Raw genomic sequence first — 16,450 nt, forward strand, 5'->3', positions numbered from 1 at the left:
GGGGCACTCAGGTGCCCCGCGCTGCATCCAACATGGTCAAACTTGTTTACCGCACGGCCGAATGGCTGGCTTATCTGGGTGGCCTGCTGCTGACCGCCATCGCCGTCATGGTGGTGGTGAGCGTCAGTGGCCGCGCGCTCATCTCCATCGGGCTGGGCCCGGTGCCCGGCGATTTCGAAATGGTGGAGATGGCCACGGCCGTGGTGGTCTTCTTCTTCCTGCCCTGGTGCTACCTCAAGAACGGCCATGCCATGGTGGACATCATCTACATGCACCTGCCGCGCTGGGCCCAGCGGTTCCTGACGGTGTTCAGCGATGTGCTGATGCTGGCCATCTGGGTGATCCTGACCTGGCGCCTGGGCATTGCCATGATGGACAAGCACGGCGAGGGGGAGACCACCTTCATCCTGCAGATCCCCGTCTGGTGGGCCTACGCGGTGTCACTCGCCGGGGCCGTGATTGGCTGCATCACCTACCTGACCAAGACCCTGGTCGAGATCGGCATCGCCCATGCACCTGCCGGCTGGTCGGCTGAAGAAGCCGGAGGCCATGTATGAGCGGCATGGAACTCGCGCTGTGGTCGTTCCCGATCCTGATGGCGCTGATATTTCTGCGCGTGCCCATCGGCCTGTCGATGCTGGTGTGCGGCTTTGGCGGGGCGTGGATGGTCTATGGGCAGATCTCGCCCATCCTCAACCAGTTGAAGCAGGTGACCTACGCCACCTTCTCCAGCTACTCGCTGTCGGTGGTGCCGCTGTTCCTGCTGATGGGGCAGTTCGCGTCCATCGGGGGCATGTCGGCCGCGCTGTTCAAGGCCGCGCAGGCCTGGCTGGGCCATCGCCGCGGTGGCGTGGCGCTGGCGGCCATTGGCGCCTGCGCCGGTTTTGGCGCGATCTGCGGCTCGTCGGTGGCCACGGCCGCCACCATGGGCCAGGTGGCGCTGCCTGAACTGCGCAAGAGCGGCTACTCTGGCGCGCTGGCCACGGGCTGCCTGGCCGCGGGGGGCACGCTGGGCATCCTGATTCCGCCGTCCATCGTGCTGGTGATCTACGCCATCCTGACCGAGCAGAACATTGCCAAGCTGTTCCTGGCGGCTTTCATTCCCGGCATCCTGGCCATGATCGGCTACATGATCGTGGTGGCCATCTATGTGCGCGTGAGCCCCGGCAGCGCCGGCAAGGCCGAGCCCATGCCCATGAAGGAGCGCTGGCGCGAAACCCGCAAGGTCTGGCCGGTGCTCACGCTGTTCCTTGTGGTCGTGGGCGGCATTTATGGCGGCATCTTCACGCCGACCGAAGGTGCGGGCATTGGCGCGGCGGGCACCGGTCTGGTGGCCTGGTTGAACGGCTCGATGAACCGCGCCAAGCTGCGCCAGGCCCTGATTGGCACGGCCGTGGCCACGGGCATGATCTTCATGATCGTGCTGGGTGCCAGTGTGTACAACACCTTCCTGGCGCTGTCCCAGTTGCCGCAGCAGGCCGCCACCATCGTGGCGTCGTCGGGCCTGAGCCCGTGGGCGGTGCTGTCGGCCATCATCGTGCTGTACCTGATCATGGGCTGCTTCATGGACTCGCTGTCCATGATCCTGCTGACCATCCCGATCTTCTTCCCCATCGTGTCGGGCCTGGACTACGGCATCCATGGCGAGCAGTTCGCCATCTGGTTCGGCATCCTGGTGCTGATCGCGGTGGAGGTGGGCATGATCACGCCCCCGGTGGGCATGAATCTGTTCGTGATCAACTCGATCGCGCGCGACATCCCCATGAGCCACACCTTCCGCGGCGCCATGCCCTTTGTGGCCAGCGACCTGATCCGCATCGTGATCCTCACGCTGTTCCCGTCCATCACCCTGTTCGCGCTGAGGCTGTGAACCGGCGCCACCTGCTTGCGCTGAGCCTGCTGGCGGCTGCGCAGAGCTCGCGGGCCCAGACGGCCTCGCGGCCCCTTCGCATCGTGGTGCCCAATGGCGCGGGCGGCGCGGCCGACATCACGGCCCGCACCGTGGGCCAGAAGCTGGCCGAGGCCCTGGGCCAGCCCGTGGTGATCGACAACCGGCCCAGCGCCGGCGGCATTGTGGCCGGCGAGCTGGTCGCGCGCGCCGAGCCCGATGGCAACACCCTGCTGCTCATCAGCAGCGGCACGGCGGTGAGCGCGGCGCTGTTCAAGTCGCTGCCGTTTGACACCCAGAAAGACTTTGCGCCGGTGTCGCTGCTGGCCACCTTTGACCTTGCCCTGGTGGTCAGCGAGGGCAGCCGGTTTCGCAGCCTGGCCGAACTGCTGGCCCATGCGCGGGCCCACCCGGGCCAGATCAACATCGGCACGCCCCAGATCGGCACCACGCAGAACCTGGCTGCCGAGCTGTTCAAGGCCGCCGCTGCGATCGACGTGCAGGTGGTGCCGTTCAACGGCACGCCGCCGGTCATCAATGCACTGCGCGGCGGCCAGATCGACGCGCAGGTCGACATCCTGGGTCCGCTGATGCCCCAGATCACCGCCGGGGCCCTGCGCCCGCTGGCCGTGCTCGGGGCGACGCGGGCGCCGCAGTTGCCGCAGGTGCCCACGGCACGGGAGAGCGGGCGGCACTGGCCAGCTTCAGCGTGGGCTCCTGGAACGGCCTGGCCGCGCCGGCCCGCACCCCGGCCGCGGTGGTGGGGCGCCTGAGCCGCGAGGTGCAGGCGGCCCTGGCCTTGCCCGACGTGAAGAAGCGCCTGCTCGACCTCAACCTGAACGCCCGGGGCAGCAGCCCGGCCCAGCTGGCCGACCACCTGGACGCGGACATCCGCCGCTGGCAGGAGGTGATTGCCCGCGCGAAAATCGCCCGCCAGTGAGCACCTGAAGGAGACATGCAATGAAGTTGCCGCGGATTGGCCTGATCGGCTACGGTGAGGTGGGCAAGACCTTTTGCCTGGGGCTCAAGGACCAGCCCGGCGTGACCGCCATGGGCGCCTGGGACCTCAAGTTTGACCAGCCAGAGCGACGCGGCGCAGAGCTGGACCACGCTTCGCGCAATGGCGTCACCGCCCATGGCTCGGCGCGCGCGCTGTGTGAATCCAGCGACCTGGTCATTTCGGCGGTCACGGCCTCCAACACCCTCGCGGTGGCGCGCGAAGCCGCGCAACACATTCGCGCGGGCTGCGTGTTCCTGGACCTCAATTCGGCGTCGCCGGGCACCAAGCAGCAGGCCGCGGCCTTGATTGACGCCACCGGCGCCCACTATGTGGAAGCCGGCGTCATGACCTCGGTGCCGCCCTATGGCATCAAGGTGCCCATGCTGCTGGGTGGCGCGCAGGCCGGGTCTCTTGCCGGTCTGCTCAATGGCTGGGGCATGGATGCCAAGGCCGTGAGCGACAAGCTTGGCGTGGCCAGTGCCATCAAGATGTGCCGCAGCGTGATGATCAAGGGCCTGGAGGCCCTGGTGATTGAAAGCTACAGCACCGCGCGCGCCTACGGCGTGGAAGACCATGTGCTGCCCACGCTGGCCGAGACGTTTCCGTCGATCGACTGGGAGAAGCAAGGCGCCTACTTCTTCAGCCGCGTGGTGCAGCACGGCCAGCGCCGGGCCGAGGAAATGCGCGAATCCGCCAACACCGTGCGCGAAGCGGGCTTTGAACCCTTCATGGCCCAGGCCATTGCCGACAAGCAGCAGTGGGTGGCCGACCAGGCCCGGGCCGGGGCCTTTGCCAGCGTGGCCAAGGGCGCCCGCTGGCAGGACTATGCCGACTGCTTGCTGGCTGCGCGGGCCAGCAAATGAGCGGGTTGTCAGCGCGCTGAAATCAGTGCCTTGGCAGTCTGCTGGATCAGTTCCAGCATCGCTTTTTGCGTGAGTGTGGCCGGGCGCTGCGAACTGGTGGCGATCGACAGCTTGCTGCGCAGGCGCTGCGTCCCGGCGCCGCTGCCTGTGATGGGCCGCATGGCAAAGGCCTTGGGGCGAGCCGAGGTGTAGACCGCGTTGCGCGACAGCACCGCGTTGCCGGCGCCATCGGCCACCAGTTCCAGAATGGCGGCCACGCCGTCGATCTCCAGCGCAATCTCGGGCGGGCTGCCCAGGCTGGCCAGCTCGGCCTCCACGATCATGCGGATGGCATTGGGCCGGCTCGGAATCACCAGGGGCAGGCTGGCCAGCTCACGCAGCGTCACCGGCTGCTTGAGCAGCGCCGCCGATGCGTCACCCTGGCGCTGCACCAGGTACAGGTCTTCCTCGAGCAGCAAGGTCGCCTCGATATCGGACGAAGCCGCCGCGTTGTAGAGCAGGGCGATGTCCAGCCGCCCGTTGGCCAGCGACTCCTGCATGGCCGCCGACAGGCCCTCGGTGATGGACAGCGTGGCCTCGGGCATGCGCCGGCGGAACTCCCGGATCAGCGGCACCGTGAGCACCTTGGCCACGCTGGGCGGCAGGCCGATGGCCACCCGGCCCGCCAGCGCGCCGCGCACGCGCCCGAGTTCCTCGCGGGCGCGCTCCACCTGGTGCAGGATGCCGCGGCCATGCTCCAGCAGCAGCTTGCCGGCCTCGGTCGGGGAGGCCCCGCGGCCATTGCGTGTGAGCAGGTTCTGCCGCAGTTCCACCTCGAGCAGGCGCACCTGGCGGCTCAGCGCGGGCTGGGCCACGTCGAGCGCGATGGCCGCGCGCGTGAAGCTGCCCAGCTCGGCGACGCGGACGAAATACTCGAGTTGCTTGAGATCCATGACGGAAGAATCAGGCCTGTAGTGTTTTGTATAACTTTGGGCAAATTATGCCAAAGCGCTATACCTGCTAGTCGGGCAGGTGGCTTCCTCGCACGGGTGGGGCCGCACAAAATGTGTGCATGCAAAGCGTGATCAAGGGCATTTCGTCCATGGCGACCCGGCAGGTGCTGGCGGAGTTGTCTTCGGCGTTTGAGGCCGCCTCGGGCCATCGGGTCGCCATCGAGTCGGTCGGCGGTGTCGATGCGGCCCGGCGCGTGCAGGCGGGCGAACCGTTTGACGTGGTGATTCTCGGCTCGGACGCCATCGACAAGCTCGTGGCGTCCGGCCATCTCCAGGCAGGAAGCCGGGTGGACCTGGTGCGCTCGGGCGTGGCGGTGGCGGTGCGTGCGGGCACGCCCTTGCCCGATATCAGCTCGGAGGAGGCGGTGCGCGCCGCCGTACTGGCGGCGCCCAGCCTGAGCTATTCCACCGGACCCAGCGGGGTCGCGCTGGCCCGGCTCTTTGAGCGCTGGGGCATCGCGCCGCAGATCGAGGGCCGCATGGTCCAGGCCCCGCCCGGTGTGCCCGTGGGTTCACTGGTGGCGCGTGGCGACGTGGCCCTGGGCTTCCAGCAGCTCAGCGAGCTGCTGAACGTGCAGGGCATCACCGTTGTGGGCCCCTTGCCGCCAGCCATCCAGATCATCACCACCTTCTCGGCCGGCGTTCCGGTGGGGGTGGTGGCAGGCTCGCCGCAGGCGCGGGCCGTGGCGGCCATGCTGGACTTCATGAGCGGGCCGCTGGCCGACGAGGCCAAGCGCCGCCAGGGTATGGAACCGGCCCGAATCTGAACAACCAAGGAGATACCAAGCCATGAGCCTCATCATCGACTGCCACGGCCACTACACCACGGCGCCCAAGGCGCTGGAGAACTGGCGCAATGCGCAGATCGCCGGCATCAAGGACCCGGCGGCCATGCCCAAAGTGGCAGACCTGAAGATCAGCGACGACGAGCTGCGTGAAAGCATTGAGGCCAACCAGTTGCGGCTCATGAAGGATCGCGGCAGCGACATCACGCTGTTCTCGCCGCGCGCCAGCTTCATGGCCCACCACATTGGCGACTTCAACGTGTCCAGCACCTGGGCCGCGATCTGCAACGAGCTGTGCTTTCGCGTGTCCACCCTGTTCCCCGATCATTTCGTGCCCGTGGCCATGCTGCCGCAAAGCCCCGGCGTGGATCCGGCCACCTGCATCCCCGAACTGGAAAAGTGCGTGAAGGACTATGGGGCCGTGGGCATCAACCTCAACCCCGATCCCTCTGGCGGCCACTGGACCAGCCCGCCGCTGACCGACAGGCACTGGTACCCCATCTACGAGAAGATGGTGGAGTACGACCTGCCCGCGATGATCCACGTGAGCACCAGCTGCAACGCCTGCTTCCACACCACGGGCGCGCACTACCTGAACGCCGACACCACGGCCTTCATGCAGTGCATCCAGGGCGACCTGTTCAAGGACTTCCCCACGCTGCGCTTCCTCATTCCCCACGGTGGTGGTGCCGTGCCCTACCACTGGGGCCGTTTCCGCGGCCTGGCGCAGGAAATGAAAAAACCGCTGCTGGAAGACCACCTGCTCAACAACATCTTCTTTGACACCTGCGTGTACCACCAGCCCGGCATTGATTTGCTCAATACCGTGATCCCGGTCAAGAACGTGTTGTTTGCTTCCGAGATGATCGGGGCTGTACGCGGCATCGATCCGACCACGGGCAACTATTACGACGACACCAAGCGCTACATCGAGGCGTCAAAAATCCTGAGTGCTGACGACCGGCACCAGATTTACGAAGGCAACGTGCGGCGCGTGTTTCCGCGGCTCGATGCGCGGCTGAAAGCAAAGGGGATCTGACATGTTTGAACTAGGCGTTGTTTACCGCAACATCACCCGCGCCGACCGCGCGGCCGCCGACGGGCTGGCCCAGCTGGGCTCGGCCACCGTGCACGAGGCCATGGGCCGGGTGGGCCTGCTCAAGCCCTACATGCGCCCGATCTACCCGGGTGCGCAGGTCAGCGGCACGGCCGTGACCGTGCTGCTGCAGCCCGGCGACAACTGGATGATGCATGTGGCGGCCGAGCAGATCCAGCCCGGTGACGTGGTGGTGGCGGCGGTCACCGCAGAATGCACCGACGGCTATTTTGGTGACCTGCTGGCCACCTCCTTCCAGGCCCGCGGCGCGCGCGCGCTCATCATCGACGCCGGTGTGCGCGATGTGAAGACGCTGCAGGAAATGAACTTCCCGGTCTGGAGCAAGGCCATCAGCAGCAAGGGCACGATCAAGGCCACCCTGGGCTCGGTCAACATCCCCATCGTCTGCGCGGGCATGCTGGTCACGCCCGGCGACGTGATCGTGGCCGATGACGACGGCGTGGTCTGCGTGCCCGCCGCGCGTGCGGCGGAAACCCTGGCCGCCGCGCAAAAGCGCGAGAGCTTCGAGGCCGAGAAGCGCGCCAAGCTGGCCAGCGGCGTTCTGGGCCTGGACATGTACAAGATGCGCGAGCCATTGGCCGCCGCCGGGTTGCGCTATGTCGACTGAGTTCACCAAAACCCCCGGCTGGCTCGACTGGTATGCCGGCCCGAGCCAGCCGCGTTTCAAGCTGCCCGCTGGCAGCGTGGATGCCCACTGCCATGTGTTTGGCCCGGGCGCTGAATTCCCCTTCGCACCCGAGCGCAAGTACACCCCTTGCGACGCGAGCAAGGCCCAGCTGTTCGCGCTGCGCGACCACCTGGGTTTTGCCCGCAACGTGATCGTGCAGGCCACCTGCCACGGTGCCGACAACCGCGCCATGGTGGACGCGTGCCGGGCGGCCCAGGGCATGGCCCGCGGCGTGGCCACGGTGCGCCGCGGCGTGACCGATGAACAGTTGCAGGACATGCACGCCGCCGGCGTGCGTGGCGTGCGCTTCAACTTCGTCAAGCGGCTGGTGGACTTCACGCCCAAGGACGAACTCATGGAAATCGCCGCACGCATAGCGCCGCTGGGCTGGCATGTGGTGATCTATTTCGAGGCCGTGGACCTGCCCGAGCTGTGGGACTTCTTCACCGCACTGCCGACCACGGTGGTGGTGGACCACATGGGCCGGCCCGACGTCAGCAAGCCGCTGGATGGGGAAGAGTTCGAGCTGTTTGTGCGCTTCATGCGCGAGCACCCCAATGTGTGGAGCAAGGTGAGCTGCCCCGAGCGTCTGTCGGTCAAGGGCCCGCCGGCCCTGGATGGCCAGCAGAACGCCTACGCCGACGTGGTTCCCTTCGCGCGCCGCATTGTGGAAACCTTCCCTGACCGTGTGCTCTGGGGCACCGACTGGCCCCACCCCAACCTCAAGGACCACATGCCCGACGACGGCCTGCTGGTGGATTTCATCCCCCACATCGCCGTCACGCCCGAGCTTCAGCGCAAGCTGCTGGTGGACAATCCCATGTGTCTGTATTGGCCGGAGGAAAAGTAAAAATGCCTCTCGACAAACCCTACCTCGACGTCCCCGGCACCACCATCTTTGATGCCGAGCAAAGCCGCAAGGGCTACTGGCTCAACCAGTTCTGCATGAGCCTGATGAAGGCCGAAAACCGCGAGCGCTTCAAGGCCGACCAGCGCGCCTACCTGGACGAATGGCCCATGACCGAGGAACAGAAGCTGGCCGTGCTGGCCGCGGACCTGAACCGCTGCATTGCGCTGGGCGGCAACATCTACTTCCTGGCCAAGCTGGGCGCCACGCATGGCAAGAGCTTCCAGCAGATGGCGGGCAGCATGACCGGCCGCACCGAGGAGGAGTACCGCAACATGATGATCGCCGGTGGCCGTTCGGTGCAGGGCAACCGCTACACCGGTGAAGACGGCGACGCCCAGCCCGCCCACCAGCCGCAGGGCTCGGGCAAATACGGCCTGCTGTAAAAGGAAACCCATGGCACGCATTACCGCCTCCGTCTTTACCTCGCATGTGCCCGCCATCGGCGCGGCCATGGACCTGGGCAAGACCCACGAACCCTACTGGCAGCCGCTGTTCAAGGGCTACGAGTTCTCCAAGCAGTGGATGAAGGACAACCCGCCCGACGTGATCTTTCTGGTCTTCAACGACCACGCCACGGCCTTCAGCCTGGACATGATCCCGACCTTTGCCATTGGCACGGCCGATGAATACGCCGTGGCCGATGAGGGCTGGGGCCCCCGGCCCGTGCCCAGGGTCAAGGGGCATGCACCGCTGGCGGCGCACATCGCGCAATCGGTGATCCAGCAGGACTTTGACCTGACCATCGTGAACAAGATGGACGTGGACCACGGCCTCACGGTGCCGCTGAGCCTGATGTGCGGCGAGCAGGACCCGCAACAGGGCGCCTGGCCCTGCCCGGTGATCCCGTTCGCGGTCAATGTGGTGCAGTACCCGGTGCCCAGCGGCCAGCGCTGCCTGAACCTGGGCAAGGCCATCCGCAAGGCCGTGGAAAGCTATGACGAAGACCTCAACGTGCAGATCTGGGGCACCGGGGGCATGAGCCACCAGCTGCAGGGCCCGCGCGCCGGCCTGATCAACAAGGAATGGGACAACGCCTTCCTCGACCAGATGATTGCCGACCCCGCCGCGCTGGCGCGCAAGCCCCACATCGACTACGTGCGTGAAGCCGGCAGCGAAGGCATCGAGCTGGTGATGTGGCTGATCGCGCGCGGCGCCATGGCCGACCTGGCCGACCCTGCAGGCTCCGCACCCACCGTCAAGCACCGCTTCTACCATGTGCCCGCGAGCAACACCGCCGTGGGCCATCTGATTCTTGAGAACGCATAAGGAACCCGCATGACCATCAAAGTAGCCCTGGCCGGTGCCGGCGCCTTCGGCACCAAGCACCTGGACGCGATCCAGCTGATTGACGGCGTCGAGTGCGTGAGCGTCATCAGCCGCGACCTGGACAAGACCAAGGAGGTCGCCGCCAGATACGGCATCGGCCACGTCACCACCGACCTGGCCGAGAGCCTGGCGCTCAAGGAGGTGGACGCCGTCATCCTGTGCACACCCACGCAGATGCACGCCTCGCAAACCCTGGCCTGCCTGGCCGCGGGCAAGCATGTGCAGGTTGAGATTCCGCTGTGCGACGTTCTGAAGGACGGTGAAGCCGTGGTGGCCAAGGCCCAGGCCAGCGGCCTGGTCGCCATGTGCGGCCACACGCGCCGCTTCAACCCCAGCCACCAGTTCGTGCACAAGAAGATCAAGGCCGGTGAATTCAACATCCAGCAGATGGATGTGCAGACCTACTTTTTCCGCCGCACCAACATGAACGCGCTGGGCCAGCCACGCAGCTGGACCGACCACCTGCTGTGGCACCACGCGGCCCACACGGTGGACCTGTTCGCCTACCAGTGCGGCAGCCCCATCGCGCGCGCCAATGCCATTCAGGGGCCGATCCACCCCACGCTGGGCATTGCCATGGACATGAGCATCCAGCTGCAGGCGGCCAATGGCGCGATCTGCACGCTGAGTCTGAGCTTCAACAACGAAGGCCCGCTGGGCACCTTCTTCCGCTACATCGGCGACACGGCCACCTACATCGCGCGCTACGACGACCTGTCGCAATCGACGAAAGAGGGCAAGGAAGAGAAAATCGACGTGAGCCAGGTCGACGTGAGCATGAACGGCATCGAGCTGCAGGACCGCGAGTTCTTCGCCGCCATCCGCGAAGGCCGCGAGCCCAACGCCAGCGTGGCCAGCGTGCTGCCGTGCTACCAAGTGCTGCACGGCCTGGAGCAGCAGCTGGGCTGAAACGCTCCTTTTTTGATAGCTGAGAGTGCCCGCCCCGCCTGGACTCCAGCCACTTTTGACCCAAAAACCATGACCCAACGCCCCCTGGGCCCCTTCAACGTCAAACCCATCGGCCTGGGCTGCATGAACCTGGACCATGCCTATGGTCCGCCGGTCAGCGAGCCGCAAGGCGAGCGCGTGCTGCTCGGCGCGCTGGACGCGGGTTACGACTTCTTTGACACCGCCACGCTCTACGGCGGCAGCCGCAACGAGGAGCGGCTGGGCAAGGTGCTGGCGCCGCACCGCAGCCGCTTCACGCTGGCCAGCAAATGCGGCATGGCCATCATCCCCGTGGAGGGCAAGATGACGCGGGTGATCGACGGGCGGCCCGACACGCTCAGGCGCGAGTGCGAGGCCAGCCTGCGCCGGCTCAGGACCGACGTGATCGACCTGTACTACCTGCACCGCTGGGACAAGAAGGTGCCGATTGAAGACAGCGTGGGCGCGTTGAGCGACCTGGTGCGCAAGGGCCACATCCGCAGCATTGGCCTGAGCGAGGTGTCCGCCGCCACCTTGCGCAAGGCCCATGCCGTGCACCCGATCGCGGCCGTGCAGACCGAGTACTCGCTGTGGACGCGCAACCCCGAGATCGCCGTGCTGGACGCCTGCCGCGAGCTGGGCACGGCCTTCGTCGCCTTCAGCCCGGTGGCGCGTGGCTACCTGTGCGCCACGGTGACCGACGTGAACGCGCTGGACGCCAAGGACATCCGCCGCGCCATGCCGCGCTTCAAGCCCGAGCATTACCCGGCCAACCTCGCGCTGCTCACGCCTTACCAGGCCCTGGCGCGCGAGCAGGGCTGCACGCCGGCCCAGCTGGCGCTGGCCTGGCTGCTGCACAAGGCGCCGCATGTGCTGGCCATTCCGGGCACCACGAGCGAAGCCCACCTGCGCGACAACATCGCGGCAGCCGGCATCACGCTCAGCGCGGCAACCCTGGCCCACCTCGAAGACCTCATCAACCCGCAGACCGTGTCCGGCCCGCGCTATGACGCCCAGGCCACCAGCGAGGTGGACACCGAAGAGTTCTGAGGGCTGAAAAATAACGAAACAAACCGAAACCGCGCGGCGATGACCGCGCGGCGGGGCGTGGGCACCATCAGGGCCTGTTCAACACATTCCCTGAAAGGACCCTGTCATGCGACCCTGGATCAAACGTACCCTTTTCGGCCTGTTCGGCGCCTCCATCCTCGTGGGTGGCCTGAGCGCCTGCAGCCACCGCCACGACGGCCACGGCTGGCAGATGAGCGCGGAAGACCAGGCCAAGTTCCGCGGCAAGATGATCGAGCGGGTCTCGGCCAAGCTCGACCTCAATGACGAGCAGAAGCAGCGCCTGGGCGTGCTGGCCGACAAGCTCCAGGCCCAGCGCGCCGCGCTCAAGGGCAGCACCACCGACCCGCGCGCCGAAATCCAGGCGCTGGTCAAGGGCGACAAGTTCGACCGCAGCCGGGCCCAGGCCCTGATCGCCGAGAAAACCGCCGCCATCACCGCACAAAGCCCCGAGGTGATCGCCGCCATGGGCGACTTCTACGACAGCCTCAAGCCCGAGCAGCAAGCCCGCGTGCGCGAGTTCATGCAGGGCCGCCACGGCTTCTGGCACCGCGGCTGAGCGGGGTGCCGCCATGACGGCATTGACCACGCTCTTTGGCGGCGCCTGGAGCCGGGCCGCCCCGCTGCTTCAGCAGGCCGAGGACCCGCACGCCGAGCTGCTGGCCCTGGTGTGGGGCCCGCGCTTTGACCTGCAGCATGCGCAGCAGTTGCTGGGCCGCCTGGCGCACCCTTCAGCGCCCGCCGTGCTGAGCGCGCTGGTGGAGGCCGCGCACACCTTTGACCGGCTGCCGGGTGAGCGCCAGCAGCAGCTGCGCCGCTTCATCGTGCAGCACCACCGGCGGTGGGAGAATTCGCGGCATGCCCCGCATCCTGCTGATTGATGACGACGCCCAGCTGGGCGAGCCGCTGGCGGCCTACTTTGCCCGCTATGAAATGCAGCTGGTGCAGGCGCTGCGCCCCAGCGCCGGCCTGGCGCTGCTGCGCCAGGACAGCCGGCGCGGCGCCTTTGACGCGGCCATCCTCGACGTGATGCTGCCCGAAATGGACGGCTTTGAACTGTGCCGCACCATCCGCCGCGAAAGCGACATCCCCATCGTCATGCTCACGGCGCGCGGCGAGGTCATGGACCGCGTGGTGGGCCTGGAACTGGGCGCCGACGACTACCTGCCCAAGCCGTTCGAGCCGCGTGAGCTGGTGGCGCGCCTGCAGACCGTGCTGCGCCGTCGCCGCAGCCCGGCCGCGGCGCCCGACAGCCGGCTGCACTTCGAGGGCCTGGTGGTCGATCCCACCACGCGCACGGCCACGCGCCAGGCCAGCGGCCATGACGAGGCGCTGGAGCTGACCAGCACCGAGTTCGACCTGCTGCACCTGCTGGCGCGCGAGCCGGGCCGCGTGTTCAGCCGTGACGACATCCTCAACCACCTGCGCGGCCACGAGGCCGAGCTCTACACGCGGGCCGTGGACATCGTGGTCAGCCGCCTGCGCAAGAAGCTGGAGCCACTGGAGGCCATCAAGACGCTGCGCAACGCCGGCTACACGCTGGCCCTGCATGTGCAGGCGCCGCCGGCCGTCTGACGCATGCGCTGGCCCCGCCACTCCCCGCAGCAGGGTCCGCATGGACCCACCGGGCCGCGCCATCAGCACTGGCACCAGCGCATGCACCACCGCATGCGGCACTCGCTCAAGAAGCGGCTGGTGCTGCTGTTCATCGTGCTGGCGCTGACCATGAGCGCGGCCTTCATCTTCGGCATGCAAAAGGCCCTGGGCGTGGGCTGGCGCGAAGCCGCCCGCCCGCTGCTGATGGACTATGTGGACCGCCTGGCCGCCGACATCGGCAGCCCGCCCGACACGGCGCGCGCACTCGCTCTCACGCAGCGCCTGCCCATCACCGTGCGCATCAGCGGCCCGCGGGTCAACTGGCTGAGCCCGGGCGCCGAAGACGCCGACCACTGGCGGCGCGAGGTGTGGCTGGACGACGACCCGGCGCGCCCGCATGCGGCCCCGCTGCTCACCCGCATCACCGCCGACGGCCACCGCATCGACTTTGGCGCCAACCTGCAGCCCTGGCGCGACCACCCGCGCTCGGTCGGCTGGATCACCCTGACCGTGCTGCTGCTGCTCACCTGGCTGGCCTTTGTCTGGGTGCGGCGCCTGCTGCGCCCGCTGGACGACATCCGCGCCGGGGCCCAGCGCTTTGGCCGCGGCCAGTTTGACCAGCCCATCCCGATCCGCAAGCATGACGAGCTGGGCGACCTGGCCGGCGATGTGAATGCCATGGCCCACAGCATCCACCAGATGCTGGAGGCCAAGCGCGGCCTGCTGCTGGCCATCAGCCACGAGCTGCGCAGCCCGCTTACGCGGGCGCGCCTGAACACCGAGTTGTTGCCGGAGCAGGGCGAGTCCGCCGCGCGACGCGAGGCCTTGCTGCGCGACCTGCAGGAGATGGCCGGCCTGGTGACCGACCTGCTGGAAAGCGAACGCCTGGGCCAGGGCCATGCCGCATTGCAGCTGGAGCCCACCGACCTCGAAGCCCTGGTGCACGAGGTGGTGCAGGCCCTGGCCGAGGTTCACCCCGATGCGCCCAGGGTGCGGCTGGACGTGGCGCCGGGCCTGCCCGCGCTGCCGCTGGACCGCACGCGCATGCGCCTGCTGCTGCGCAACCTGCTGGACAACGCCGTGCGCCACAGCGCGGGCGAGCCGCAGGCCCCGCGCATCAGCGCGCGGGCGCTGGTGCCATCCGATGGCCGGGGGCAGGGCGTTGAAATCACCGTGCGCGACCATGGCCCCGGCGTGGACGCCGCCGCGCTGCCGCACCTGGCCGAGGCCTTCTACCGGCCAGACGCCTCGCGCGGGCGCGCCACGGGCGGCGTGGGCCTGGGCCTGTACCTGTGCAAGCTGGTGGCGGTGGCGCATGGCGGTGACCTGCAGGTGCGCAATGCGCAGCCGGGGCTGGAGGTGGTGGTGACCCTGCCCCTGCTTGACCCGGCAGGCTCCTGACACCATGCTGTCGTGAGGCCGCCGCACACTGGCGGCCTTTCAACCCGTCAAGGAGACCGCCATGAGCACAGCCACCACACAAGACCTCGCCAACGCCTTCACCGCCCTGTGCAAGAAGGGAGAATTTGAGGCCGCGGGCCAACAGTATTGGGCCGACTCGGTGGTGTCGGTCGAGGCCATGGAAGGCGACATGGCGCGCGTCGAGGGCCGCGCCGGCGTCGAGGCCAAGGGCGCGTGGTGGTATGCCAACCACGACATCCACAGTGTCAAGGTCGAAGGCCCGTACGTCAACGGCAACCAGTTCATCGTGCGCTTCACCATGGACGTCACGCCCAAAGGCGGCCAGCGCACGCAGATGGACGAGATGGGGGTCTACACCGTGCAGGGAGGGAAGATCACCGAGGAGCGGTTTTTTTACGGGAGCTGAGGATGGGCGGGAGTGGGAGCGGCGGCGAAACTCCTCCTTCCACCGAACATCTGCAACTTGCCTTTGAACGCCAATTCATTTACATTCAATATTCGCGATTCACGAATATTGAATGTAATGCAACTCAAACCCCAAGACTTCCTGGTGGCCCTCAAGCTGGTGGCTTGGGGTGAGCAGCGCTGGACGTATGCGCGGTTGGCGCAGGAGCTGGGCATCAGCGCCTCGGAGGCGCATGCCTGCATCAAACGCGGACTGCAAGCGGGATTGCTGTTGCAAAACCATGCGGTGATACCGCCAAGCCTTGGGAATGACATCGACACGGTAATGAGCGCACAGGAGCCCATGGGCATTTACAGGGTCACCAGAAAAAGGGTGCCTGTTGCCTCCACGCTTGGAGGATCCGCAAGGTCAGACAACGCAGTGCGTCCGCATTCACACAACTTGGCCGAATTTGCCTTGTACGGTGCCAAATACGCCTTCCCTGGTGTGCGTCTGCCGCTGGCTGTGGGTGTACCTACGGCCCATAGCGCGCCCGCGTTTGCCGGTGTGTTTGCGCCGGGCAGCACAGACTTTGTATGGCCGCACCCCAATGGATCGGTGCGCGGCGTGGGGGTGGAGCCACTGCACCCCAGCGTGCCCTTCGCGGCCATGCAGGACGCCAAGCTGTATGAAATGCTGGCGCTGTTCGACGCCCTGCGGGTCGGCAAGGCGCGCGAACGCGGCATGGCATTGGAGCGTCTAGAGGCACTGATTGATCCGGCCGCTCCCAGAAAGGCGAAAGGGCCGATGCATGGCTAATCCGAACCTGAGCCTGTTGACTGGCATGGCGCGGGCCATGGGTTCGCTGTGCGACCAGGTGGTGTTCGTTGGTGGCTGTGCCACGGGTCTGTTGGTGGACGATGCTGACTTGATGGATGTGCGTCCCACCGAAGATGTGGATGCCATTGTGCAAGTGGCATCGCTGGCGGCGTATCACCGTCTGGCAAAGGGTTTGATGGAGCGTGGCTTCACGCAGACCATGGCCGACAATACCCCGCCGTTTCGTTGGTTCTGGAACCGCATGCAACTGGACCTGGTGCCCCTGGACGACAAGGTGCTGGGCTTTGCCAACCCGTGGTACCGGGTGGGTTTTGAGGCGGCGTTGTCGGTGGAACTGGCCGCTGGATTCAAGGTCCGTCATTTGTCGGCACCGCATTTTCTGGCAACCAAGTTTGAAGCTTTCAAAGACCGCGGTCAGAATGACGTGTACGCCAGTCATGACCTCGAAGACATCATGACGGTGATGGAAGGACGCGCCGCCGTCGTGCAAGAAGTGGTGGCCGCGAACGACGCGGTCAGCACGCACGTGGGCCGATCGGTGGCAGCCCTGTTGAATACACCCACATTCCACGACGCGCTGCCCGGTTTGCTGAGCGACCCGGAGCGGGAGCCAACCGTCAAGGCACGGTTGGCCCAGATCTCGAATTTGAAAGGCCTGTGAATC

General features: G+C 66.8%; 19 protein-coding genes and 1 pseudogene. 19 read left to right on the forward strand and 1 reads right to left on the reverse strand.

Features of this window, described 5'->3' with window-relative positions; translation table 11 throughout:
- Positions 1-32 precede the first annotated feature (32 nt).
- From KF796_09760 to KF796_09775, 4 genes and pseudogenes are all read left to right on the forward strand, one after another.
- Complete coding sequence (locus KF796_09760; GenBank protein ID MBX3586923.1) at positions 33-557, forward strand: TRAP transporter small permease; 525 nt, start codon at positions 33-35, stop codon at positions 555-557.
- Positions 554-1,870 (forward strand): TRAP transporter large permease, encoded by a 1,317-nt coding sequence (locus KF796_09765; GenBank protein ID MBX3586924.1) that lies wholly within the window; start codon positions 554-556, stop codon positions 1,868-1,870. Before KF796_09760 ends, KF796_09765 begins: the two co-directional genes overlap by 4 nt.
- Positions 1,867-2,828: pseudogene (locus KF796_09770) on the forward strand (tripartite tricarboxylate transporter substrate binding protein). Before KF796_09765 ends, KF796_09770 begins: the two are co-directional and overlap by 4 nt.
- Before the next feature lie 20 nt (positions 2,829-2,848).
- Positions 2,849-3,751 (forward strand): DUF1932 domain-containing protein, encoded by a 903-nt coding sequence (locus KF796_09775; protein MBX3586925.1) that lies wholly within the window; start codon positions 2,849-2,851, stop codon positions 3,749-3,751.
- Between the two features lie 8 nt (positions 3,752-3,759).
- Here KF796_09775 and KF796_09780 read toward each other — a convergent pair whose 3' ends face one another.
- The gene (locus tag KF796_09780) at positions 3,760-4,683 is read right to left on the reverse strand and encodes a LysR family transcriptional regulator (GenBank protein MBX3586926.1); all 924 of its coding nucleotides are present in this window, start codon (positions 4,681-4,683) and stop codon (positions 3,760-3,762) included.
- Between the two features lie 119 nt (positions 4,684-4,802).
- Between KF796_09780 and KF796_09785 the strand changes: the two genes are divergently transcribed.
- The 15 genes from KF796_09785 to KF796_09855 all read left to right on the forward strand — a co-directional run bounded on the left by KF796_09785 (position 4,803) and on the right by KF796_09855 (position 16,447).
- Complete coding sequence (locus KF796_09785; protein ID MBX3586927.1) at positions 4,803-5,510, forward strand: substrate-binding domain-containing protein; 708 nt, start codon at positions 4,803-4,805, stop codon at positions 5,508-5,510.
- A 22-nt stretch (positions 5,511-5,532) separates the two neighbouring features.
- Positions 5,533-6,567, forward strand: a complete 1,035-nt coding sequence (locus KF796_09790) for an amidohydrolase (GenBank protein MBX3586928.1) — start codon at positions 5,533-5,535, stop codon at positions 6,565-6,567.
- A 1-nt stretch (position 6,568) separates the two neighbouring features.
- Complete coding sequence (gene ligK / locus KF796_09795) at positions 6,569-7,252, forward strand: 4-carboxy-4-hydroxy-2-oxoadipate aldolase/oxaloacetate decarboxylase (GenBank protein ID MBX3586929.1); 684 nt, start codon at positions 6,569-6,571, stop codon at positions 7,250-7,252.
- On the forward strand, positions 7,242-8,162 hold the full coding sequence (locus KF796_09800; protein ID MBX3586930.1) for an amidohydrolase family protein: 921 nt from the start codon (positions 7,242-7,244) through the stop codon (positions 8,160-8,162). Before ligK ends, KF796_09800 begins: the two co-directional genes overlap by 11 nt.
- A 2-nt stretch (positions 8,163-8,164) precedes the next feature.
- Entirely contained in the window at positions 8,165-8,605 is a 441-nt protein-coding gene (ligA, locus tag KF796_09805) for a protocatechuate 4,5-dioxygenase subunit alpha (protein MBX3586931.1), read from the forward strand.
- Between the two features lie 10 nt (positions 8,606-8,615).
- The gene (locus KF796_09810) at positions 8,616-9,488 is read left to right on the forward strand and encodes a protocatechuate 3,4-dioxygenase (GenBank protein MBX3586932.1); all 873 of its coding nucleotides are present in this window, start codon (positions 8,616-8,618) and stop codon (positions 9,486-9,488) included.
- Between the two features lie 9 nt (positions 9,489-9,497).
- Positions 9,498-10,457, forward strand: a complete 960-nt coding sequence (locus KF796_09815) for a Gfo/Idh/MocA family oxidoreductase (GenBank protein MBX3586933.1) — start codon at positions 9,498-9,500, stop codon at positions 10,455-10,457.
- A 69-nt stretch (positions 10,458-10,526) separates the two neighbouring features.
- Complete coding sequence (locus KF796_09820) at positions 10,527-11,525, forward strand: aldo/keto reductase (protein ID MBX3586934.1); 999 nt, start codon at positions 10,527-10,529, stop codon at positions 11,523-11,525.
- Between the two features lie 106 nt (positions 11,526-11,631).
- Positions 11,632-12,102, forward strand: coding sequence for a Spy/CpxP family protein refolding chaperone (locus tag KF796_09825; protein MBX3586935.1), 471 nt, complete (start codon positions 11,632-11,634; stop codon positions 12,100-12,102).
- Between the two features lie 13 nt (positions 12,103-12,115).
- On the forward strand, positions 12,116-12,424 hold the full coding sequence (locus KF796_09830; protein ID MBX3586936.1) for a hypothetical protein: 309 nt from the start codon (positions 12,116-12,118) through the stop codon (positions 12,422-12,424).
- Positions 12,402-13,118 (forward strand): response regulator transcription factor, encoded by a 717-nt coding sequence (locus KF796_09835; GenBank protein MBX3586937.1) that lies wholly within the window; start codon positions 12,402-12,404, stop codon positions 13,116-13,118. The genes KF796_09830 and KF796_09835 overlap by 23 nt, the downstream gene beginning before the upstream one ends.
- Positions 13,119-13,121: 3 nt before the next feature.
- The gene (locus KF796_09840; protein MBX3586938.1) at positions 13,122-14,540 is read left to right on the forward strand and encodes a HAMP domain-containing histidine kinase; all 1,419 of its coding nucleotides are present in this window, start codon (positions 13,122-13,124) and stop codon (positions 14,538-14,540) included.
- A gap of 61 nt (positions 14,541-14,601) precedes the next feature.
- Entirely contained in the window at positions 14,602-14,967 is a 366-nt protein-coding gene (locus KF796_09845) for a nuclear transport factor 2 family protein (protein ID MBX3586939.1), read from the forward strand.
- A gap of 57 nt (positions 14,968-15,024) precedes the next feature.
- Positions 15,025-15,765, forward strand: coding sequence for a hypothetical protein (locus tag KF796_09850; protein ID MBX3586940.1), 741 nt, complete (start codon positions 15,025-15,027; stop codon positions 15,763-15,765).
- Entirely contained in the window at positions 15,758-16,447 is a 690-nt protein-coding gene (locus tag KF796_09855) for a hypothetical protein (protein ID MBX3586941.1), read from the forward strand. Before KF796_09850 ends, KF796_09855 begins: the two co-directional genes overlap by 8 nt.
- Positions 16,448-16,450 lie beyond the last annotated feature (3 nt).

This window comes from Ramlibacter sp. (assembly GCA_019635435.1).
Taxonomy (GTDB): Bacteria; Pseudomonadota; Gammaproteobacteria; order Burkholderiales; family Burkholderiaceae_C; genus JAHBZM01.